The organism is Bacteroides sp. AF39-11AC, assembly GCF_003474285.1.
GTDB lineage: Bacteria > Bacteroidota > Bacteroidia > Bacteroidales > Bacteroidaceae > Bacteroides.
In genome coordinates this window covers 132,104-153,843 of record NZ_QROH01000011.1, presented here as the reverse complement: position 1 = coordinate 153,843, position 21,740 = coordinate 132,104, and the positions used below count along the sequence as shown (strand labels likewise).

13 protein-coding genes are annotated in these 21,740 nt (G+C 42.8%); 7 read left to right on the top strand and 6 right to left on the bottom strand.

Annotated elements, in window-relative coordinates; translation table 11 throughout:
- Positions 1–18 precede the first annotated feature (18 nt).
- The 7 genes from DW036_RS22130 (at position 19) to DW036_RS22100 (ending at position 14,850) form a co-directional block, all read left to right on the top strand.
- The gene (locus DW036_RS22130; RefSeq protein WP_118466223.1) at positions 19–396 is read left to right on the top strand and encodes a hypothetical protein; all 378 of its coding nucleotides are present in this window, start codon (positions 19–21) and stop codon (positions 394–396) included.
- Positions 397–469: 73 nt separating this feature from the next.
- Positions 470–1,900 carry a glycoside hydrolase family 28 protein gene (locus tag DW036_RS22125; protein WP_118466222.1) on the top strand — a complete coding sequence of 477 codons (1,431 nt, stop codon included), beginning with the start codon at positions 470–472 and terminating at the stop codon, positions 1,898–1,900.
- A 184-nt stretch (positions 1,901–2,084) separates the two neighbouring features.
- Positions 2,085–4,784: a glycoside hydrolase family 2 TIM barrel-domain containing protein gene (locus DW036_RS22120; protein WP_118466221.1), complete on the top strand. Its 2,700-nt coding sequence runs from the start codon at positions 2,085–2,087 to the stop codon at positions 4,782–4,784.
- A gap of 4 nt (positions 4,785–4,788) precedes the next feature.
- The gene (locus DW036_RS22115; RefSeq protein ID WP_118466220.1) at positions 4,789–7,383 is read left to right on the top strand and encodes a glycoside hydrolase family 2 protein; all 2,595 of its coding nucleotides are present in this window, start codon (positions 4,789–4,791) and stop codon (positions 7,381–7,383) included.
- A 25-nt stretch (positions 7,384–7,408) separates the two neighbouring features.
- The gene (locus DW036_RS22110) at positions 7,409–8,599 is read left to right on the top strand and encodes a glycoside hydrolase family 88 protein (RefSeq protein ID WP_118466219.1); all 1,191 of its coding nucleotides are present in this window, start codon (positions 7,409–7,411) and stop codon (positions 8,597–8,599) included.
- A 13-nt stretch (positions 8,600–8,612) separates the two neighbouring features.
- Entirely contained in the window at positions 8,613–10,076 is a 1,464-nt protein-coding gene (locus DW036_RS22105) for a glycoside hydrolase family 28 protein (RefSeq protein WP_118466256.1), read from the top strand.
- Positions 10,077–10,086: 10 nt separating this feature from the next.
- Complete coding sequence (locus DW036_RS22100) at positions 10,087–14,850, top strand: family 78 glycoside hydrolase catalytic domain (RefSeq protein ID WP_233560513.1); 4,764 nt, start codon at positions 10,087–10,089, stop codon at positions 14,848–14,850.
- A 587-nt stretch (positions 14,851–15,437) separates the two neighbouring features.
- Here the strand turns inward: DW036_RS22100 and DW036_RS22095 are convergent.
- The 6 genes from DW036_RS22095 to DW036_RS22070 form a co-directional block, all read right to left on the bottom strand.
- The gene (locus DW036_RS22095; RefSeq protein ID WP_118466217.1) at positions 15,438–16,769 is read right to left on the bottom strand and encodes a TolC family protein; all 1,332 of its coding nucleotides are present in this window, start codon (positions 16,767–16,769) and stop codon (positions 15,438–15,440) included.
- Positions 16,770–16,876: 107 nt separating this feature from the next.
- The gene (locus DW036_RS22090; RefSeq protein ID WP_118466216.1) at positions 16,877–19,048 is read right to left on the bottom strand and encodes a peptidase domain-containing ABC transporter; all 2,172 of its coding nucleotides are present in this window, start codon (positions 19,046–19,048) and stop codon (positions 16,877–16,879) included.
- Between the two features lie 120 nt (positions 19,049–19,168).
- Positions 19,169–19,849 carry a hypothetical protein gene (locus DW036_RS22085; RefSeq protein WP_233560512.1) on the bottom strand — a complete coding sequence of 227 codons (681 nt, stop codon included), beginning with the start codon at positions 19,847–19,849 and terminating at the stop codon, positions 19,169–19,171.
- 7 nt (positions 19,850–19,856) lie between these two features.
- Complete coding sequence (locus tag DW036_RS22080) at positions 19,857–20,087, bottom strand: hypothetical protein (protein WP_118466214.1); 231 nt, start codon at positions 20,085–20,087, stop codon at positions 19,857–19,859.
- A gap of 128 nt (positions 20,088–20,215) precedes the next feature.
- Positions 20,216–20,452: a DUF1653 domain-containing protein gene (locus DW036_RS22075; RefSeq protein ID WP_118466213.1), complete on the bottom strand. Its 237-nt coding sequence runs from the start codon at positions 20,450–20,452 to the stop codon at positions 20,216–20,218.
- A gap of 77 nt (positions 20,453–20,529) precedes the next feature.
- On the bottom strand, positions 20,530–21,717 hold the full coding sequence (locus DW036_RS22070) for an HlyD family efflux transporter periplasmic adaptor subunit (protein ID WP_118466212.1): 1,188 nt from the start codon (positions 21,715–21,717) through the stop codon (positions 20,530–20,532).
- Between the last annotated feature and the right edge of the window lie 23 nt (positions 21,718–21,740).

Sequence of the window (21,740 nt, the reverse complement as noted above, 5' to 3'; positions counted from 1 at the left end):
TTTAAAAGTAGCTATAAGATGAAAAAGATACTATTTTTTATGTTCGTTGCTTTGGCGCTGACTTTTGTGTCATGTGGAGATGATGACTATGCAGTAGACGAAGCTTATGAAAAAGCAGAGATTACAAATGTGACAGTATATAATAGAGCAGAGGGAGTTATGAGTGATAAGACTCAGATTGACTCTGAAGCTGGGACTGTCACGGTTACTCTGAAAAAAGACGCTGATATTACTGATCTGAAGATGATAGCAACCATTTCTGCGGGAGCAACCCTGACTCCGGGTATGGCTGTTGGTTTTCAAGATTATTCTACTCCCCGTACATATACGGTGACTTCACCGGGTAAAACGGTCGTGAAGCAATGGACGGTGACTGTAATACCTGCAGATAACTAATTAATTAATAACTATGATGAGGCTGTGTCAATATTATTTTGCCGCAGCCTTATTCATTTAAAGATTTTGAATAATGAATAATACTATAGCATGGGGACTGTTTTGCTTCTGTTTACTGTTTATGGCTTGCACCAATAAAGAACAGAATAGTTCGGAACCTATAACAGACAAGTATGCGATTCACGCAGATGGGAAGACCTTAACGACTGCTGGTCTTCAAAAAGCAATTGATGACTGTGCCAGACAAGGGGGAGGCGTTGTATCTTTACCTGCCGGAAAGTATCTGACCGGAACACTGGTGTTGAAGAGGAATGTTACTTTAAATCTGGAGAAAGGTGCCACAATTCTGGGTAGTAAGAATATTGCTGATTATCCTGATAAAGGAAGACGCAAAGCTCTGGTTTTTGCAGAAAGAGCAGACAATATTTCAATTACAGGCGAGGGAGAAATAGATGGTAATGGATCGGCTTTTAATAAAGGGAATGATGCTCCGAACCGTCCCACTCTGGTACTCCTGTTCGATTGTAATAAGGTTCATGTAAATGGAGTGAAATTATCAAACTCTGGGTTTTGGACATTCCGTTTTGTGCGTTGTGATGGGGTTGATATCAGTAAAGTGTATGTGGAAGGACATGCAAACTGGAATAATGATGGCTTTGATATTGAGAGCCGGAATGTTACTATCACAGATTGTGTAGTTGATACAGATGATGATGCCATTTGTTTCAAGAGTGAAGATCCGGATTATGTTGTCGAGAATGTTACAGTGAAGAATTGTGACCTGTCTTCTAATTGTAATTTTATTAAATTTGGTACTGCCAGTGCCGGAGGATTTCGCAATATCCGGGTTTCTGACTGCACCCTTCATAAATGTAGCAAATCTTTGCTTCGCTTTTGGGAAAAACGCGTTCCGGGAGTTTCAGACCCGATTACTGGTATAGCGGGTATGGCCCTTGAAGTGGTTGACGGCGGTTTTATGGAAGATGTTGTCATTTCCGATCTGACGATGGAAGATGTGCAGACACCCTTATTTATTCGCTTGGGTAGACGTAAAACTTCAGAGAAATCTTATCTGAAGGATGTATTGATAAAAAATATCACAGCAAGTTCTGCCAGTTATGTTGCAAGCTCCATTACAGGTGTTCCCGGACTTCGTGTTGACAATGTGGAGATTCGTGATATAGACTTTAAGTTGAAAGGCGGAGGAAAAGTTTCGAATACGATGGTAGAAGTACCGGAGGTTGAAGATGCCTATCCTGAGAATCGGATGTTCGGCATGATGTTACCTGCTTATGGGGTTTATATACGACATGCTGACAATATTCGTTTTATAAATATGAAGCTTTCAACCGTTGGTGATAAGGAAGAACGGCATGCGGTTGTTGCTGAAGATGTAAACGGACTTGAAATTACCGATTCAGCAATGCAATCTCCGGGTAGTGAACTCTCTGTGATTCGCTTGAAAGATTGTAAGAATGTGAAGGTGCCTAAAGAATTGCAATAGCTATAATTGATAAATAGCCAAAGGGCGGCTTGCTTTTTTATATAGAAACTTGTATGTATCCTTGTCAAAAATGTATGCTGTGTGTATTTTCCCTTTTTCTATCTATATCTGGCAAGAATGCGCACGTCTCGTTTGGAACTCATTGGCTATATTTGCTTGCAGAAAAAAATAAATAAAAAATAAGATGAATAAACTATTGACTTTTTTGCTTTTGTTCCTGCCTCTCTCATATTCTGCACAGGGCAGTAATACAAACTATGCAAAGCCAACCGATAGAATCTGGTTGGATTCGAAAGAAGTGCATCAGGGAGAATATATCTGGAAGATGATGAAAGTGGGAGACGTGAAAGCATCGGCTGAGGAAATTTCATCACTTGGGTATAATACGAGCAACTGGTTGCCGGCCATTGTTCCGGGAACTGTGCTTAACTCTCTTGTGTACAATAAGAAGTATCCCGAACCCTATTACGGGTTGAACAATAAAATAGAATCCAATAAGATACCGGATATTTCAAAAGTAGGTCGTGAATTTTATACTTATTGGTTCCGCACAGAATTTGAAGTCCCTGCTTCTTTCGCAGGAAAAAATATATGGTTGCAGCCTGACGGCATCAATTATCGGGCAGAAGTATGGGTAAATGGTAATTTGCTGAGTACAATCAATGGAATGTTTGTCAATGATTACATTAATATAACCGACTTTGTGGAAGTAGGTAATAAGAATGTTCTTGCCGTCAGAGTTTATCCGGTAGATGTGCCGGGAACTACTATGCCAAAGCCTTGGGGTGCTGTAGGTGAATTCCATAATGGAGGCAATGGAAACATTGGCTTAAATACTACCATGCTTATGAGCGTTGGATGGGATTTTACCTTTATGGATGGTATTCGTGACCGTAATACTGGTATCTGGAAAAGTATATCCATGTATACTACAGGGACATTGGCATTGCGTCATCCGTTTGTGAAGTCGGAACTACAAAAGCCGGGGTATGATGTAGCTCATGAAACTATATCCGTTGAAGTGGTTAATCCGCTTAATTCGATGGATACGATCAGCGGAGTGATCAGAGGAGAGATTACGGGAGAGAATATTGTAGTGGAAAAAACTTTCCGTATATTGCGGGGTGAGGAGAAAATGGTTACTTTCACTCCGGAAGAGTTTCCTCAGCTTACTATCCGTAATCCACGCTTGTGGTGGCCGGTCAACAAAGGTCCTCAGAACTTGTATGAACTGAAATTGACAGTAAACGTAAAAGGTGCAGTTTGTGATTCTGTCAAGACACGATTTGGCATCCGTGAGATTACCTCTGATACAAATACTCCCGATAAATCGCGTGTATTTTACGTGAACGGTAAACGTATTTTTATTCGTGGCACAAACTGGATTCCTGAGGGAATGCTGCGTACTTCGGATGAACGTACCTATGCTGAGTTGAGGTATACCCGTCAGGCAGGTATCAACTTAGTTCGTTTCTGGGGTGGTGGCATAGCCGAGTCTGATTATTTTTATCAACTTTGTGATGAACTGGGATTATTGGTCTGGCAAGAATTCTGGATGACGGGAGATACACGCCATCCGCAGGATAAGAGTGTATATCTGAATAATGTGGCATCTACTGTGAAACGTATCCGCAATCATCCGGCTCTGGCCTATTATGTGGCGTCGAATGAGAGTTCCGAAGTTAGCGGTACGCCTGAACTGCTGAAACAACTTGATGGAACACGTGGCTATCAGATGCAATCGGAATGTGCAGGTGTGCATGATGGAAGCCCATATAAACAGGTGAATCCGATGCAACATTATGAAAACACTGCTTCTGCGAGAGGTAGCCGTGTGGATGGTTTTAATCCCGAATATGGTGCTCCTACACTTCCTACGGTAGAAATTCTCCGGGAAATGATGGACGAAAAAGATTTGTGGCCTATTAATAAAGAGGTTTGGGATTATCTGGATGGGAATGGATTCCATCTGATGTCTACCATGTATACTGACTTGGTTAATAATTATGGGCAATCTTCTTCTATTGACGAGTTTGCACAAAAAGGGCAGTTTGTAGGTGCCATGAATTCAAAAAGCATTTGGGAAGTATGGAATTATAATAAACTTGATTATGGTGACCGTTTCTGTTCCGGTTTACTATTCTGGTATCATAATTGCCCGGTGCGTCAGGTCTGTGCCCGTATGTGGGATTGGTCGTTGGAACCAACGGCTTCACTCTATCATACAGCTAATGCTTTGGAACCTTTGCATGCACAATTCGATTATCTGAAGAATACGGTATCAGTAGTGAATGATTTCTATCAGGAATTCAAAGGTTATACAGTAGTGGCTCAGGTTTATGATATCAACAGTAAAAAGGTATTCGAAGGGTCCGCGAAGGTTGACCTTCCTTCGGATGGTGTGGCAAATGATGTATTGGCCATTCGCTTTCCTGAAGATATTTCACAGGTACATTTTATTAAGTTGAGATTGAACGATGAGAAAGGCAAGGAAGTCTCATCTAATTTCTACTGGCGTTCCAATGATAAGTATGAAGGTAAGGAAACACTGACCGGGCCTACTTCTTCAGGCTTTGAAACATTGTCTCAATTGAAAAAAGCCAAATTGAAGACTACTTATAAGATAAGAAAGGGCGAAGGCAAGTATTTCGTGGATGTTACAGTGAAAAATGTGTCCGGTTCTATCGCCTTTTTCAACCAGTTGCAATTTCTCGATCAGGATTTGAGACCTATCCGCCCTTCTTTTTATACGGATAATTTCTTTTCTTTGATGCCGGGTGAAAGTAAATCCGTGGTTATCGAAACGAATGCTGAAAAGATAACTGAAACACCGGTATTAGTGGTGAAAGGATGGAATGTAGACCGTAAGCAAATAAATAAATAAAGAAATGAAGACGAAAGTAAAGAAAAGAACCTGGATAGCCTTATTGAATTTGCTATTTCTGTTTACAGCAGTCAATGCGCAGCCTGTCCGTCAGTACCTGCATGAAGGATGGAACTTCCGGCAGGCGAGGGGGACTAACTGGTATGCAGCCACTGTTCCAGGAACAGTTCATACAGACCTGATGGATAACAAACTGATAGATGATCCTTTTTACAGGCTCAATGAGCGCGGTGTGCAGTGGGTGGATAAAGAAGACTGGATTTATCGGACGACGTTTGATGTAACCCCTGAGTTGCTGGCAAAGAAGAATATTGTGCTACATTTTGAGGGACTGGATACGTATGCTGATGTAACATTGAACGGAAAGAAGATTCTTTCTGCTGATAATATGTTTTGTAAATGGCAGGCGGATGTCCGTTCTCTCTTAAAAGAGCATGGCAATGAATTGCAGGTTTATTTGCATTCTCCCATTAAGATAGCTATGCCGAAATGGGAAGCTGTTCCTTTCCAGTATCGCAGTTCGAATGACCAGTCCGAGAATGGAGGTTTGCTTAACCGCAAGGTCGGAGTGTTTGTTCGTAAAGCGGGTTATCATTTTGGTTGGGACTGGGGACCTCGTTTGGTTACTTCGGGTATCTGGAGGGCCGTTAGCCTGGAAGCATGGGATGAGGCTCGGATAAATGATGTTTTTTATAATCAGCAGTCGGTGACAGCCCAGCGGGCCGTAGTGGATGTCACGGTAGAAGTATTGGCAGATAAGGAGACAGAAGCAAAGGTAACTGTGATTAATCGTACGGATAATCGCGCCGAGTGCCGGAAATTGATTCGTTTGAATAAAGGTTTGAATAAAATTCCGGTATCTTTTACCATGAAGAAGCCCCGGTTATGGTGGACTAATGGTTTGGGAGAACCTTTCTTATACGACTTTGCTACAACACTGGAACTGAATGGAAAGCAAATAGATATAACAGAAGAAAAACTGGGGATCCGTTCATTGAAAGTGGTAACGGCTCCTGACGAATATGGTGAAAGCTTTTATTTTGAACTAAATGGAAAACCTTTGTTTGCCAAAGGAGCGAATTATATTCCTTGTGATAACTTTCTGACTCGTGTTACCGATTCCATTTATGAAAAAACAATCCGGGATGCAGTCAGTGCAAATATGAATATGCTACGCGTGTGGGGTGGCGGAGTTTATGAGAAAGATATCTTTTATGACTTGTGTGATAAGTACGGTATTTTAATCTGGCAAGACTTCATGTTTGCGTGCAGCGTATTTCCCGCCGAAGGCGAATTGCTGGAAAGCATTCGCAGGGAAGCCATTGATAATGTACGACACTTGCGCAACCATAGTTGTATAGCCCTCTGGTGTGGTAATAATGAATGTTTGGATGCCTGGTTCAACTGGAATTGGAAAAAGACATATGACAAACAAAATCCTGCTTATTCGGATATTATATGGAAACAGTTCAAGGATCAGTATTTTGTGACGTTGCCGGCTGTGGTAGAAGAATTCCATCCGGGTGCGTGTTACCGTAAGTCGTCTCCTTATTCAGATGACAAGGGAACACGCAATCACACGGTGGGTGATATGCACTATTGGGAAGTCTGGCAAGGGCTGAAACCTCTTTCTGAATTTAATCATGAGCGGAGCCGTTTCTTCAGTGAGTATGGTTTCCAATCATTTCCGGAATTCGAGTCAATCAAACGGTATGCACCTTTACCTGAGGATTGGAATCTGACTTCGGAAGTAATGATGTCGCATCAGCGAGGGGGAACAGCAGCTAATAAGCGTATCAATGATTTCCTTGTATCGGAATACCGTCAGCCGAAAGATTTCCGTTCGTTTACCTATATGAGCCAGCTTTTGCAGGCTGATGCTATGAAAATGGCTATGGAGGCACATCGGAGGGATATGCCCTATTGTATGGGGTCGTTGGTATGGCAGCATAATGACTGCTGGCCGGTGGCATCCTGGTCCAGTCGTGATTATTACGGGCGTTGGAAAGCGCAGCATTATTTTACGGTAAAGTCTTTCGCCGATTTGCTGGTGTCGCCAATAGAAAAGGAAAATATATTGCAGATACATATGGTATCGGACAGGCTGAAAAGTACTTCTGGTAAATTAACGGTCTGTATGCTCAGGCTGGATGGTAGTGGAGTAGTGAAAGAATTCAAGAAACAGATAACTGTTCCGGCTAATACAAGTACAGTCGTATGGAAGGAAACAGTGGATGGATTATTGAATGGAGAGAAAAAAGAAGATGTGGTTATACACGTTCTTTATAAGGATAAAACGGGAACAGAGTATACTAATGATTATTTTCTGGCAAAGCAAAAAGATATGCATTATGCAGGGGCCCGGATTAATAAAGACTTTGTTCCGGTAGAAGGGGGTTATGAGGTGACTTTGTCTTGTGATGTGTTTGCGAGAGGGGTTTTCTTGTCACTCCAAGGAGATATCGACAATTTCATATCCGATAATTATATGGATATTTTACCTGGTAAACCGGTTACGGTTAAAGTGACTACTAAACTATCTTCGCTGCAGTTTGCCGAAAGATTGCAGGTCACTTCTTTCTCGGATGCAGTGGAATAATAGAATATAAATTTAAAATATAACCATGAAAAAGAGTACATTATTGTTTGCTACGATTCTAATTAGTTTTTTTTCTTCCGGTGATTTATTCGCCGGTGGTAAGGTAAAAGTAGATAAAGCATTAGAGCATGCTGCTCGTCAATATCTCTATATGAGGGGTGAACTGCAGGGAAGTAACCAGTTCCCTAAGACGTATGACAAACACATGCAACGTCTGAAAACCAGTAACTCGGAATGGTGGTGTAGCGGCTTTTATCCCGGAACTCTGTTCTATCTGTACGAGAATACAGGGAATAAGGAGTTGTATGCTGAAGGAGTACGTATGCTGAAACTGCTGGAACCGGAACAATACAATGTGAATACACATGATGTCGGTTTTATGATGTATTGCAGTTATGGCAATGCTAACCGCATTGTTCCGAAACCTGAGTATAAAGATATTATGGTGAACAGCGCCCGTTCGTTGATTTCCCGTTTCAGCCCCGTGGTAGGCTGTATTAAATCACATAATCGCAAACCGGATGACTATGTCGTTATCATTGATAATATGATGAACCTGGAATTGCTTTTCTGGGCTACTCAGGCCACAGGAGACAGCACATTTTATGATATTGCTGTGAAGCATGCCGATACAACTTTGAAGAATCACTTCCGGGCGGACAATAGTCTTTATCATGGATTGAATTATAACCCGGTGACCGGTGAAATAAAGCACTACCAAGCCGGGCAGGGCTTTTCCGAAAAATCTGCTTGGGCTCGTGGACAGGCTTGGGGATTGTATGGCTATACAATGATGTACCGTTTTACCAAAGACCGGAAATATCTGGAGCAAGCTATAAAAATAGCAGAATTTACGTTGAACCATCCTAATATGCCCAAAGACCTGATTCCTTACTGGGATTATAATGCTCCTGATATACCGGATGCTTTGCGTGATGCTTCTGCGGCAGCTATCAACTGTTCGGGATTATTGGAACTATCTCAGTATGTATCTGGAGAACGGGCTAAGAAATATTATAAGGCAGCCGAAAAAATGCTCCAGACATTATCCTCACCGGCATATACGGCAGAGGAGGGAACTAACGGCGGATTCATTCTGAAACATTCGGTAGGGAACATCCCTTCTGGTACAGAGATAGATATGCCTTTGACCTATGCTGATTATTACTATGTAGAGGCTTTGTGCCGATATAAATCTTTAAATGATAAACCCTAAAAACAATGATATCATGATGAATAGATGTAATATAGTCTTGTTTGCAATATCTTTGCTGTTTTCTTCTTCCCTTATAGCCGGAACAATTGATGTGACTAAGCGTGGAGCTAAAGGAGATGGTGTAACGGATAATACAATTATTATACAGAAAGCCGTAGATGAATGTTCGAAGAAAGGAGGCGGAACTGTTTTGATACCATCCGGATCTTATTTGATACGTCCCATTGAACTGAAATCAAATGTGAACCTTCATCTGGATTTTGGCACTTTATTGTTGGGGAGTACACGTTTGTCGGATTATGATCATGCTTTTCCCTTCAAGGATGGTAATATGAATCAGTCTTCCGGACTTTTGTTTGCACGTGGACAGAAGAATATCTCGATTACCGGATTCGGAACGATTGACGGACAAGGTGGAAATAAAGCGTTTCAATTCGGCAATGATGCGGACGGCGGACCGAAACGCCCTAAGATAATCTATTTTGTAGAGTGTCAGGGTATCGTTGTGACCGATGTCACTCTCCGTAATTCTGCCTATTGGGTGCAGCATTATGAGAAATGTGAAGATGTAACTATCCGTGGCTTGAAGGTATTCAGTCATTGTAATTATAATAATGACGGGCTTGATATAGATGCTAAGAATGCGACTATATCCGATTGCTACATTGATGTGGAAGATGATGCCATTTGTTTCAAGAGTGACCATCCTGATTTTTGCGAGAACATAACGGTTACGAATTGTGTCACAGCAAGTAATTGCAATGCAATTAAATTTGGTACTGCCTCTCATGGAGGCTACCGGAACATCGCGGTTTCCAATTGTGTTGTTCGCCGGGCAGCGGAAGATAATATTCGTCATTGGAGTAAACAGCTTGAACATATTTCGGCCGATGTTACCGTTATTTCGGGTGTTGCCATAGAAATGGTTGATGGAGGCATTATTGATGGCATCACCGTTTCCAATATTTCTATGCGCGATGTCCAGACTCCCATATTCATCCGTTTGGGAGACAGACACCGCACTTACCGGAAAGAGGGTGGTGTATTGAAGAATATAAATATCAGCAACATTGTAGCAACCGCAGAAAGCCTGATAGCCTGTTCAATAACTGGTGTGGAGACAAGCTATGTAGAAAATGTTTCGATCAATAACGTGCAAATCAGCTATCCGGGGGGCGGGACCTCGGACATGGTTAATAAACCCGTTCCGGAAATGACTAAAAGCTATCCTGAGAATCGAATGTTTGGTAATACATTACCGGCTGCCGGTTTCTATGTACGCCATGCCAGGAATGTGAGATTTAATAATGTACGTTTTGATGCGATGAAGCCCGATGTACGTCCGTTATTCTTTCTGGATGATGTTGTCGGGGCAGAACTGAACCAATGTAAAGGTGCCGCTCCTGCTGATGCGAAATTTATTCGTACAGTGCATAGCTCAGGGATAGTAGCTGATGGTAAGTATCTGGATAAATAGGAGTATGTTTATGAAATGCTTGAAACTAATATTCTGTTTGCTTTATCTTTGTTGCTCTTTGGCTGAGGCTAAAGAGGTGCAAGTTGATGCGCAAAAGGAAGTGGACGAAATGACAGGGAGGCTGGTCGCTTCCTATTTGGAAACGAAGGTGGATGAGGACATAATAGCGGGTTATGCGAGTGCGTTACGCTCGGACGGAAGTTTTCCGGATCTGGATTATGTAACTGTACACGAAGGTTCTTTTTATCCGGCCGGTTCTCATTTGAAACGGTTGAAATCAATGGCTATTGCATATCGGAAACCTGGAAATAAGTATTATAATTCAGGAAAACTGTTGAAACAAATCGTTGCAGGTATCGATTACTGGTATAAAGTACGTCCTAAATCCAGGAACTGGTGGTTCGGTGATATTGGTGCTCCCCAGGACTACATGGTTCCGTTAATTCTGCTGAAAGGCAAAATTAGTGAAAAGAAGCTATTGCATTATTCTTCTTATCTACAGGATTTGACTGGAAATAAAGGACATAAAGGCAAAAACCGTACATGGGTATCTGCCGTTACTATTCATAAGGGATGTATTGAAGATAATATAGAGCTGATACGAACCGGAATTGAGTCCATAGCTTCTACTATTAAGATTGTTCCGGAACAAGGCGACGAAGGTATTAAGGTGGATGGCAGTTTCCATCAGCATCGTCCCCAATTATATTCTGGCGGTTATGGTTTATCGTATGTAGATGATATTGCATATTATTTACGGTTGGTGAAAGGAACTGTCTTTGAATCTTATTTTACACAAGAGAAGAAAGAGATATTTATTAATCTCCTGATGGGTGGTCATCGGTTGTTGGGTTATCGGGAAACGTTTGATTTTGGTGCAATCGGTCGTAATATATCACGTTCAGAAGGATTGAGTAATATTTCTCCTGTCACACTGGAATACATGGAACAGAATGATCCTGAACGTGTTGCTGATTATTCGGCTTGGAAGAAACACCTTTCCGGTGCTCCCTTTCCTGCTCCCGGCAATAAGTACTTCTGGAAATCGGACATAATGGTTCAGCACGGTGCTGGCTATTATCTTTCAGCTAAGGTGATTTCTACCCGGACCAATGGAACCGAAATGCTCAATAATGAGAACCTCAAAGGCTATAACTTGCCGCTTGGTGCTACGAATATCCTTACTTCCGGAAAAGAATATGGGGGTATCTTCCCTATATGGAATTGGAATAAAATACCGGGTACTACAGCTATCCAACATCCAGACTCTGCCCGTCTTGAAGGATATCTGTTCGGAAAAAACCGGTATGGAGGTGGTGTAAGTAATGGCAAGAATGGAGTCATTGCTTATGAGCATTGCTATAAGGGTGTAAAGGCTAAGAAAGCTTACTTTTTTATGAATGATGTGCTTTTGTGTTTAGGAACAGATATTGCGTCAAATGCTCCCGAAGAAGTGGTTACAACTGTTAATCAGTGCCTTTTTAAAGGCGAAATGGTAGTTGGCAAAGAGGAAGGGACTACGTCTGTTTACAAAGAAAATGCATCTGCAAAGAATCCGGCTTGGGTATATCATGATAAAGTTGGTTATTTATTTCCTTCAGGAGGAGATGTAACTGTCAGCAGCCCGAAACAAACGGGGGCTTGGAAAGATATTAATATCAGTGGAAGTGGAAAGAAGATTTCTGCTGACATCTTTAATCTCTGGATTAGTCATGGTGTAAAGGCTAAGGAAGGGAAGTATGCGTATATGGTGGTTCCTGACAGGTCTTTGAAGGAGTTCCAGACATTTGCAGCTACACAGAATTATAAGATTATTCAAAATAGTTCTGCGGTGCAGGCTGTTAGGGTGAATCATCAGTATGCCGTTGTTTTTTATCATCCGGGGATAATTGATTTAGGAGAGGGACTTACACTGGCTGCTGATAAACAGGTGATTGTCTATCTTGAGCAGAAGGGAACTGATTATGATATCTGGGTTGCTGATCCGCTTTATAGTCAGAAGAGAGTTTGTCTGACTCTTAATGGCAGAGAAGTGCAGATTGCTTTTCCGGGGGATGAACTGACCGGCAGTACGGCTTTCACCAATATTGCCACTCTCCAACCTTTTGATTTGCGATGTGAATATCTTAGTAATCCTTTAGGTATTGACATACAGCAACCCCGTTTGAGTTGGAAAATGGGAGCCACTGTTCCGGCACGCGGGCGGAGACAGACTGCTTATCAGATTCTTGTAGCAAGCTCCCGGGAATTGCTCGATGCAGATCGTGGAGATCTTTGGGACAGCGGTCGCGTTAATTCGGCTGAGTCGGTGAATATTGTTTATGAAGGAGTGCCTTTGTCTGCCGGAAAAAGATGTTTCTGGAAAGTCCGTTTCTCAGACGAACATAATCATTGGTCGGCATGGAGTACTACTGCGAACTGGCGTATGGGGCTATTTGCTGCCGATTGGTCGGCACGATGGATAGGCAGTGCAGAAATGGAGTCGCAGAGTGTAGGAGGCAAGAAGGTGAATAATGTAATGGCAGATCCTTGGTTTCGCAAGACCTTTGAACTGTCGGAAATTTCGCAGGATGCTATTATTTATGTAGCTTCCATCGGTTATCATGAACTGTATGTCAATGGACGGAAAGTGGGGGATGCTGTCCTTTCACCTTCGGTGACGGACCATAAATCACGTGCCCGCTACATGACATATGATATCAGGAACTATCTGAAAAAAGGTACTAATGTTATTGCCTTGTGGCTGGGCACTTCCTGGGCTGTTTTTCCGGCTTATCAGCAGAAGGACAGGCCGGCTATTCCGATGGCATTGGCTCAAGCTGAGATCACATTATCTTCCGGAAAGAAATTACGAATTGTTTCAGATAATACTTGGAAGACTCATGCTAGTCCCAATACCTTGTTAGGTTACTGGGAGGCGCATCACTTTGAAGGAGAATGTTATGATGCTGCTTTGGAGAAGGATGGGTGGAATACTCCGGAGTTTGATGATTCCGGTTGGGCTATGGCAAAGGCTTATTCTACCGACGTTACAGTATCATCTGACCGTACAGAGCCTAACCGGTTACTTGATGAAATAAAACCACTTTCTGTTCAGGAGATAAGTCCTGGAGTCTATAGGGTTGATATGGGAATCAATTATGCAGGCTGGTTTGAGATGCAGCTCCAAGGCCAGCCCGGTGATTCCATTGTATTCCAATTTTCTGAAAGGGAAAAGGATGCTTGCAGCTATGGTATACATAGCATTTATAAAGTCGGTCCCAAACGGAAAGGAACCTTCTGTAATCGTTTTAATTATATGACAGGACGTTGGATACAAATTACCGGTCTCCGGTATAAACCGCAATTAGACCAGATACGTGGTTGGATGATTCGTCCGGATTATTGCCGGAGCGGTGAATTTGAATGTGATGTTCCTCTGTTAAATGATATTTATCGTACCACTTTGTGGACGTTTGAAAATCTTAGTTTGGGTAACTATGTGGTCGATTGTCCTCACCGTGAGCGTTGTGGCTACGGGGGAGATGCACTGGCTACTACACGCACAGCTTTGGGAAATTATCAATTGGGGGCTTTTTATAACAAATGGATGGAAGATTGGCGTGATGTACAAGATCCCGAAGGGAATGTTCCCTATACCGCTCCTACCCGCATTGGTGGAGGCGGACCATCCTGGAGTGGTTTCTGCATTACTTTACCTTGGGAGTTTTATCGTCAGTATGGTGATGTACGTATTCTTTCAGAAAGTTTTCCTACTATTCAGCGCTGGCTTTCTTTTGTAGAAACCAAGTCGCAGAATGATATGTTGGTACGTTGGGGAGGTAAATGGAGTTTTCTGGGTGACTGGCTCTGGCCGGATGCATGGCCGGAAAGGTCGGCTATGGAGAAACAGGGAAAAGCACTTGGAGATACTCGGGAAACTTTATTCTTCAATAACTGTCACTGGATTTACAGTCTTGAAACTGCTGCACAGATAGCCGATGTGTTGGGAAATGAAAAGGCAGCTTCCACCTATCGGAACCGGGCGTCAAAAGTGCGTAAGGCTGTCCATGCTACTTTCTTCAATTCGAAAGATAATAGCTACGTGAATGGCTATCCTTCTTATCTGGCTATTGCATTGATGGTCGATTTACCCCCGAAGCATCTGAAAGCAAAAGTCTGGAAACGTCTTGAACAAGAAATACAGGTAAAGCGCAAAGGACATTTCTGGGGAGGCATTACTGCCGGTTCGTTCCTGCTGCACACTCTATTGGATAATCATCGTAATGATTTGATTTTTGAGATGGCTACCAAAGAAGATTTTCCCGGCTGGGGAGATATGCTGAAGCATGGCAACGGTACATTCTTTGAAGATTGGCAATGTCGTGGTTCGGGTCTGCATAGTTCCTATTTGTATATAGGTAGCTGGTTTATAGAGGCTTTAGGAGGAATCCGCCGTCCGGAGGCCGGCTATAAGGAATTTACCATTGAACCTTGGATCACGGAGAAAGGGCCTCAGCAGGTTCGTTCACATTATAATTCGATGTATGGGAATATAGTGTCCAACTGGGCGGTGAATTCTGGTGTCCTGAATCTTGAAGTTACTGTACCTGCTAATACTACGGCTATTTTGAAGCTGTCCGATATAGATTTGGGAACTCTAAAAGAAGGAGATTCTATATGGAAAGAAGCGAAAGGAGTTAGCTTGTACATGCAGAAGGGAAAGACTATCTCGCTTGCACTGCAGTCCGGAACCTATCGTTTTTCAGTTACCATGAACTCAAGCGTTCAATAAAAAGTTGGATCAAGTTACTCTCACTTTCACAGTCGCCCCATATCGGGGCGATACATTTATTTACTCAAGTTTCGCAAGCTTTGATAAGGTTTATAAATGATAATTTAGGGAACTGAATACCTGAAATCAAGACAGGCTGAAAGCCTGATATTACATAGCGTAGGGCAACGCCCTACGTGATTATGTATATCTTTAATTTAAGCCCTGAAAGGGCGCAATTAAGCATCAACCTTTATATCGCCCTTTCAGGGCTTAGAAATGGGGATGCACATTACGTAGGGCGATGCCCTACGCTATATAATGCAAGCCTTTCAGGCTTAAAATTCAGCCCGCTAAATTATCATTTATAAGCTTTATACAAAGCTTACGAAACTTAAATTATTTACTTTATGGCAGATGTTATTCTGCTAATAGCCAGAGGTATATCCCTTTGTTCTTAGAGATTTCCGGGTGTTGACCAAGGTTGGCAGGCCGGTTGACCAAGGTTGACAGGGCGGTTAAACAAGGTTGACAGGCCTGTCAGTCAAGGTCAACACCCGGTAGTGCTTACTGTGGAGATGCGAAACAAGCCGGGCAAAAAGAAATAATCAATGGCTTAGCGCTGATTCTCTGCACGAGTAGAATGCCAATACCCGCTCCTTTAGCAGATATGCATATTTTGCTTGTGATTGTTTCGATAACGCCTCTGCCAGTTTCATCTTTATCTCGTTGTATTCATATACGGCCGACTTGCCGGAGGCATACTTCTCCAAAGCATAGCGATGTGCCTCTTCATTGGCAACGACGGCTTTGGAGGTCGATTCGTATTTTTCCAACGCGTTCACCGCATCTGTATAAGCCTTTTCAATCTCTTTATATAGATTCTTTTTCTCATTTTCCAAAGACAGACGGGCATTGCTCTCTTCTATTCGTGCGGCGCGGACTTCATTCCGGGTTGAAAAGCGGTCGAAGAGAGGGATACTCAGTGATAAATAGACACTTTTCTGCATATTGTTTTGGAGTTGCTGCCTGAAGGATGGATTTATACTGTTCCCCGAATGATAATAGCCGGTGCTGATACCCGCACCTAATGAAAGGGTAGGGTAATATCCTGCTTTGGCTACTTTGATGGCTTTTGAACTGCTTTGCAGTGAATAATAGGCCTGTTTTATTTGAGGCATGCAGTTCAGTGCGGCTGCATAGATGGTTTGGGGCATGATGGTATCTGTCCGGGATATGTTCTCATCAAGAGAATCTATGTCGAACTCTTCATGTTCTTGCAACTCCATGAGCTGTATGAGGTCGAGTAGGGAGAGACGGAGCGAGTTCTTGGCTTCCGTTGCCGTCAGTTCATCGTCTGCCAATTGGGCTTTGACGTCATATAGTTGAGATTGCGGCGCCTTGCCGTTTTCTATCAGAAGCAATGTCCGGTCTTCCTGCTCCCGGGTCAGACGGATTTGTTCCTGAGCAATCTTATGAATTTCCTTGTTCAGCAGAATCTGGAAATAGCAGCTTGTGACATTCAACGATAAGTCGTTTTCTATAAGTTCCTTATCAGCTTCGGCTGCCATCAGGTCGAACTTGTTGCGTGATACGGATGCACTCCGCCTGAAACCTGTAAAAAGAGGCATTTCTGTGCTTACGGAGAAGGAGGAACTTTGTGTATTGCTGTCTTCGTATGCGTTGCTGCGGTTGAGCGAGCGTCCGAAGTCGAACTTCTGAGAAGTTCCGGCACTGAGGTCGGGCAGGAAGCTGTTTTTTAAAGTACTTTTTTCTACTTTTAGTTTTTCAATGCGGTTCCGGCTTTGTTTTACTTCAATGTTGTGCCGGATGGCGTGGTCGATACACTCTTGGAGAGACCATCTTTTATTTTGCGCCTGTACATTACCGGCAAAGGTGAGACTTACAATTGCCAGGCCTATCATCATTAATTTTCTCATAAAAATAACATTGTTTGATTACTGTATGGTTCTATCTTTTTGTTGTTGCAAAAGTAGGACAATGACAGGTCAAACAATGTTATAAGAATGTTATCGCTATGTTAAGATTATTCGAACATGGCAAACTGTTCGTTCCACAGTCTGAAGTAGGGTCCGCCTGCATCGTAGAGTTGGCTGTGCGTACCGGTTTCCGCCACTTTCCCCTTATCAATCACTACGATGTTGTCGGCACATCTCACTGTGGTCAGGCGGTGGGCGATGATGATGACCGTCTTGCCTTTCCCGGCCAGTGCATCCAGTGTTTCTTTTACGTAACGTTCGGCTATGGAATCCAGTGACGAAGTGGCTTCATCGAAAATCAGGATTTCCGGTTCTTTATACAGGGCACGGGCAATGGCAAGTCTCTGACGCTCGCCTCCGGAAAGGGTTGCGCCATGTTCGCCTATTTGAGTCATATAGCCGTTGGGCAATCTGTCAATAAAGTCCATCAGGCCGAGCTGCCTCATCAGGCTGCCAATCCGTTTCATATCGGGTTCCATGTCACCAAGCGCGATGTTTTCAACAACGGTTCCGGCAAACAGTTCAATCTGTTGGGGGACGGTGCCCACCCGGCGGCGGAGGCTGCGGTTGTCAATCTGTGCAATGTCATAGTCTCCAATGCGGATACATCCGGACTGGATGGGATAGATGTGCTGCAATAGAGAAATCAATGTTGTTTTGCCCGAACCGCTTTCTCCGATGACGGCGGTAGTCTTGCCCTTTTCTATGGTCAGATTCAAGGAGTCGAATACTTCCTTGCGCGAACCATATCTGAAGGAGACATTCTCAAAGGTGATGTCGCCCATCATATCCGGTTCCAGAATGATCTTTTGTTCATTGTCCTGCTCTCTTTCCAGATCCATAATCTGAAACAGGCGGTCGGCGGCTATCAATGCATCCTGAATAGTCTGGTTGGATGATATCAGCGAACCGATGGGCGAGATGACGTAACCCACCAGAGAATAGAATACCATGAGCGTGCCGGGTGTCATCTCCTGATCGATAACCAGAATACTGCCCAGCCACAAGATGGCGATTGTGATTCCTGTAGATACGAATTGGATGCCTCCTTGCGCCATGATGGAGCCGTAGATGCTTCGGTAGGTATTCTTCAATAAATGTACAAAACGACTTTCTGTCTTCAGGTTGGCATACTCTTCGATGCCGAAACGCTTAATGGTTGAAATGGAGTTGATGGATTCTACTAATTGGGATTCCAGATCGGCACTGCTTTCCATGATGCTGCGTTGGTACTTCCGGTTCAGTTTGTTGAACCCCCAGAAGATGAGCAGGAATAGCGGCGCTGATATCAGGGTCATGACTGCCAGCTTCCAGGAATAAATGAACATCAGGCACAGGGAGAACACCAGTATCATGATATTCACTACCAGATCGAGCGATACGTTGTTGATGAAGTTACGTATTTTTACGGCATCGTTCACGCGTGAAATGATTTCTCCTACGCGCATGGTGTCAAAGAATTGTTGAGGCAGGGTCAGCAGATGTTTGTAATATCCCAAGATCAGGGCCGCGTCGATTCTTTGTCCGGTTTTCAGTGCCAGAATGCTTTTCATTGCACCGATGAAGGTACGCAGCAACAGGATAATGAGCATAATCACTCCCATCAGATTCAGCAAATTGGTGTTTTTGTCGACCAGTACATAGTCTGTGATTTTGCCTACATAGATGGAAGTGGACAATCCCAAAATACTGAAAACAAGCGCACCGAAGACGGCTTGCAGCATTACGGACTTGTGGGGCGCCATCAATGAAAGGAATTTCTTGCTCATGCTGGTCTGCTGATTTCCCTTTTTGAAGGTCTCTTCCGGTTCCATCAATACCAGTATGCCTGTCCAGTCGTGCCGGAAGTCTTCGTGCCATACCTTATGCATCCGTCCGTCTCCGGGATCCATGTATGTGATGTGTGTCTTCGTCACTTTGTAGATTACAACAAAGTGTTGAAGTTGTTTGTGATTTACCAGCACATGTGCAATGGTTGGCTTGGGAATCGTGTACAGTGCATCGAACTGTGCGCGGACGCCTTTAGCGGACAATCCCAGTTTGTTGGCGGCTTCTATCAGTCCTAATACATTCGTACCTTTCTGGTCGGTGAATGCATATTGGCGGATGCGCGATACCGGGAAGCGCAGTCCGTAGTGTGCACATACGGAAGCCAGACAGGCTGCTCCGCAATCGGTGATATCATGTTGTTTGATCTTAGTACCCTTGTTTAAAAACATATCTTCTTTTTTTAGTGGTTAATACATTTGTTTCAATAATGAGACAAAATTACACTGATAAAAAAAGAAGGTATGTTATAGGAATGTTATTGCTATGTTAAAAGTGGATGGTAGTTGATTTTACTTGGTGCGTTCTCTCACTAAATGTGGAATATATCTATTCTTTTCATGAATATCTCCTAATCCTAATTTAGGATACACCATGCCTCCGATTCCTGGTATGACCTGCCCATGCTCATCCCTTTCGGTATCAATTGCGAAAGTTAAGAAGTTGAATTTGCTACTTATATCTTCCGGAAATTCCATTTTCAGGTTTGATTCTGCATCTTTATACATGACGGGAGATACAACGAATATGTATTTGGGCGTTATTTCGTTTACGAGTCGGGTTAATTGAGTTTTTACAACACAAGAAGTGCTGATAATGGATTTTACAAGAATTAATGTCTCACAATTATGGATAGGCTCTATATATGATTTTACGATAGGGCTATATTCAATCTTTTTTTCCGCATCGAAAGAAAGTCTTTCGTTCCAGAACACTGCCAATGAAACTTTTTTTGGGGTAAGAGAATTCAGTACCCCATGCGCTAACCAGTCTGCGTCTTCAGAAGCACATGCCAACATTGTGTTTCCCAATTTATCATGCATCTGCTGACTCAGCAGGAGCCCCAATGCTTTCCCTAATTGATAAAATGCATCACGATAACTTTCAACACTGGTGTGTGAGTCAATCAAGGCCAGCATTGAGTCAATAATGCTATGCTTATTGTCATTTGTGATATTTACATACGTTCTCATACTCATTTTATCCTAATAATTCGATTAAAGCCCATTTATCTGTGGGATTTATATTCTGTATTATACTTTCTAACTCTTCAGCCCAGGGAGTACTTCCGGTCATATATCCACACGACCAATATAAAGTAGTTCCATTTACGTTATAGGTGAATCCTTCTATTTTATTGAATATATCTTGGCATTCTTGTGAAATGGCTCTGGTCGGATAGGTAACCATGTTTACATATCCTTTTCCCATTTTCTGTATATCGTCGACAATCTGCTGTAGAGAGATGTTCTCTTGTGCGCAGGAATACCATACCCCTAAAATAGCAGATGCGATTCCGGATAATACTTCATCTGTAGCCTCCTGTACCGTTATTTGTTTTATAGCATCTTTAAATGGAGGATAACGTTTTTTGATATTTCTTTAAAACGATTTACTTTAATATTATTATAGATAACCATGTCGAAGAACATAGATTTAGGGCGGACCCAAATACTATGCTCTCCGTATAAGGCTTGGTAGACGATCATTTCCTCCAGCGTTTCGCTGTGTTTGGCTATGCCTAACATTTTATATAATCCACCTTTAAAATGTAAGAAATATCGTTCCTCGTTCATACTGTTATGCATTATTTGAATATAAAAGTAGTAATTTCTCGAAGAATAATATCTATCTCACTTGATTATTTGTTTTTTTAACGTTGTGTAACTGGTGCTTTTACGCTTGCCATCATCTCGTTAGCGGTGTATTGTCTTGGATTTGCCCAGTCGTCAATCTTCTGATAAAGCAGATCGAACAGGGAGCGGCGTGTCACCATGAAGTGTGCGCTGGCGGTCATACCTTTTTTCAGCTTTCCTATCTGTCCGTTTTTCAGTGTCAGGTAATCTTGTTCCATTTCACATTTCACTTTATAGAAAGAGTTGCCTTGATTGTCCGTCAGGAAGTCGGAGGAGATTTCTTTTACCTTTCCGGGCAGTGTGCCCCATTCGTTATAATTGAAAGATTCCACTTGCACATTGACCGGCATACCTATGCTCATAAAACCGATATTCCGGGGAGTGACGTATACTTCGAGGCAGAGTGTGGAGTCGGGGCTGATTACTGCCAGTGATTGTCCGGCTTGAATGCTACTTCCCCGGTATATGCCGGAGAACTGGTCGAGCGTGCCGTCTACCGGACTGCGGACAATGTACATATCCTGGTCTTTCACCTCTTGCTTGAGGCTGGTACTCATCTCATTGCGTGAATTGCGGTAGCTGTTCAAGTCAGCTTGCCAAGTGCTGAGTTGACTCTGTGTCAATGAAGCCAGTTCGTTTTGCTGGGTTTGATATTGATAGTAGTATTTGTCATATTCTTCTTCTGAAATTACTTTCTTCTCAAACAATGTCTTGTTCCGTTTATACTCTTTTTCCGCTTGTGTCAGGGAGGTTTCAAGTTCTTTCTTCTTTTTGGTGAAGTAAGTGTACTCCTGCCGGCGAACCGGAGAGCGGAATGTGGCAGGATGCTCGCCTTTTGCCAGATATGCCAGGTCGGCAAGATGTGCCTCGTAATCATTCAGACGGTTAGTCTGGTAGTTGATTTTGTAGTCGGAACTGTTTGTGCGGAAACGCAGAAGGATATCGCCCTTGCTGACTTGTTCGCCTTCGCGAACATAAATGGAGTCTACCAGTTCCGTGATAGCTGATTTAATTTCAGTCTTTTCCGTTACGGGGCGCACTACTCCACTGCCTTGTACGGAAATGTCTACATAAATAAAGGGAAGTGCGATCATGGTTGCCGTAATGGCTAATAGAACGACCCAGTAAATAATCTGGGACTTTGTGGTGTGCTGATAGATGTAAGTTTCTAAACTGTTTTCTATCCATTCGTTTGGTAATAGCATATCTTTTTGTCTTTTAGTGATTT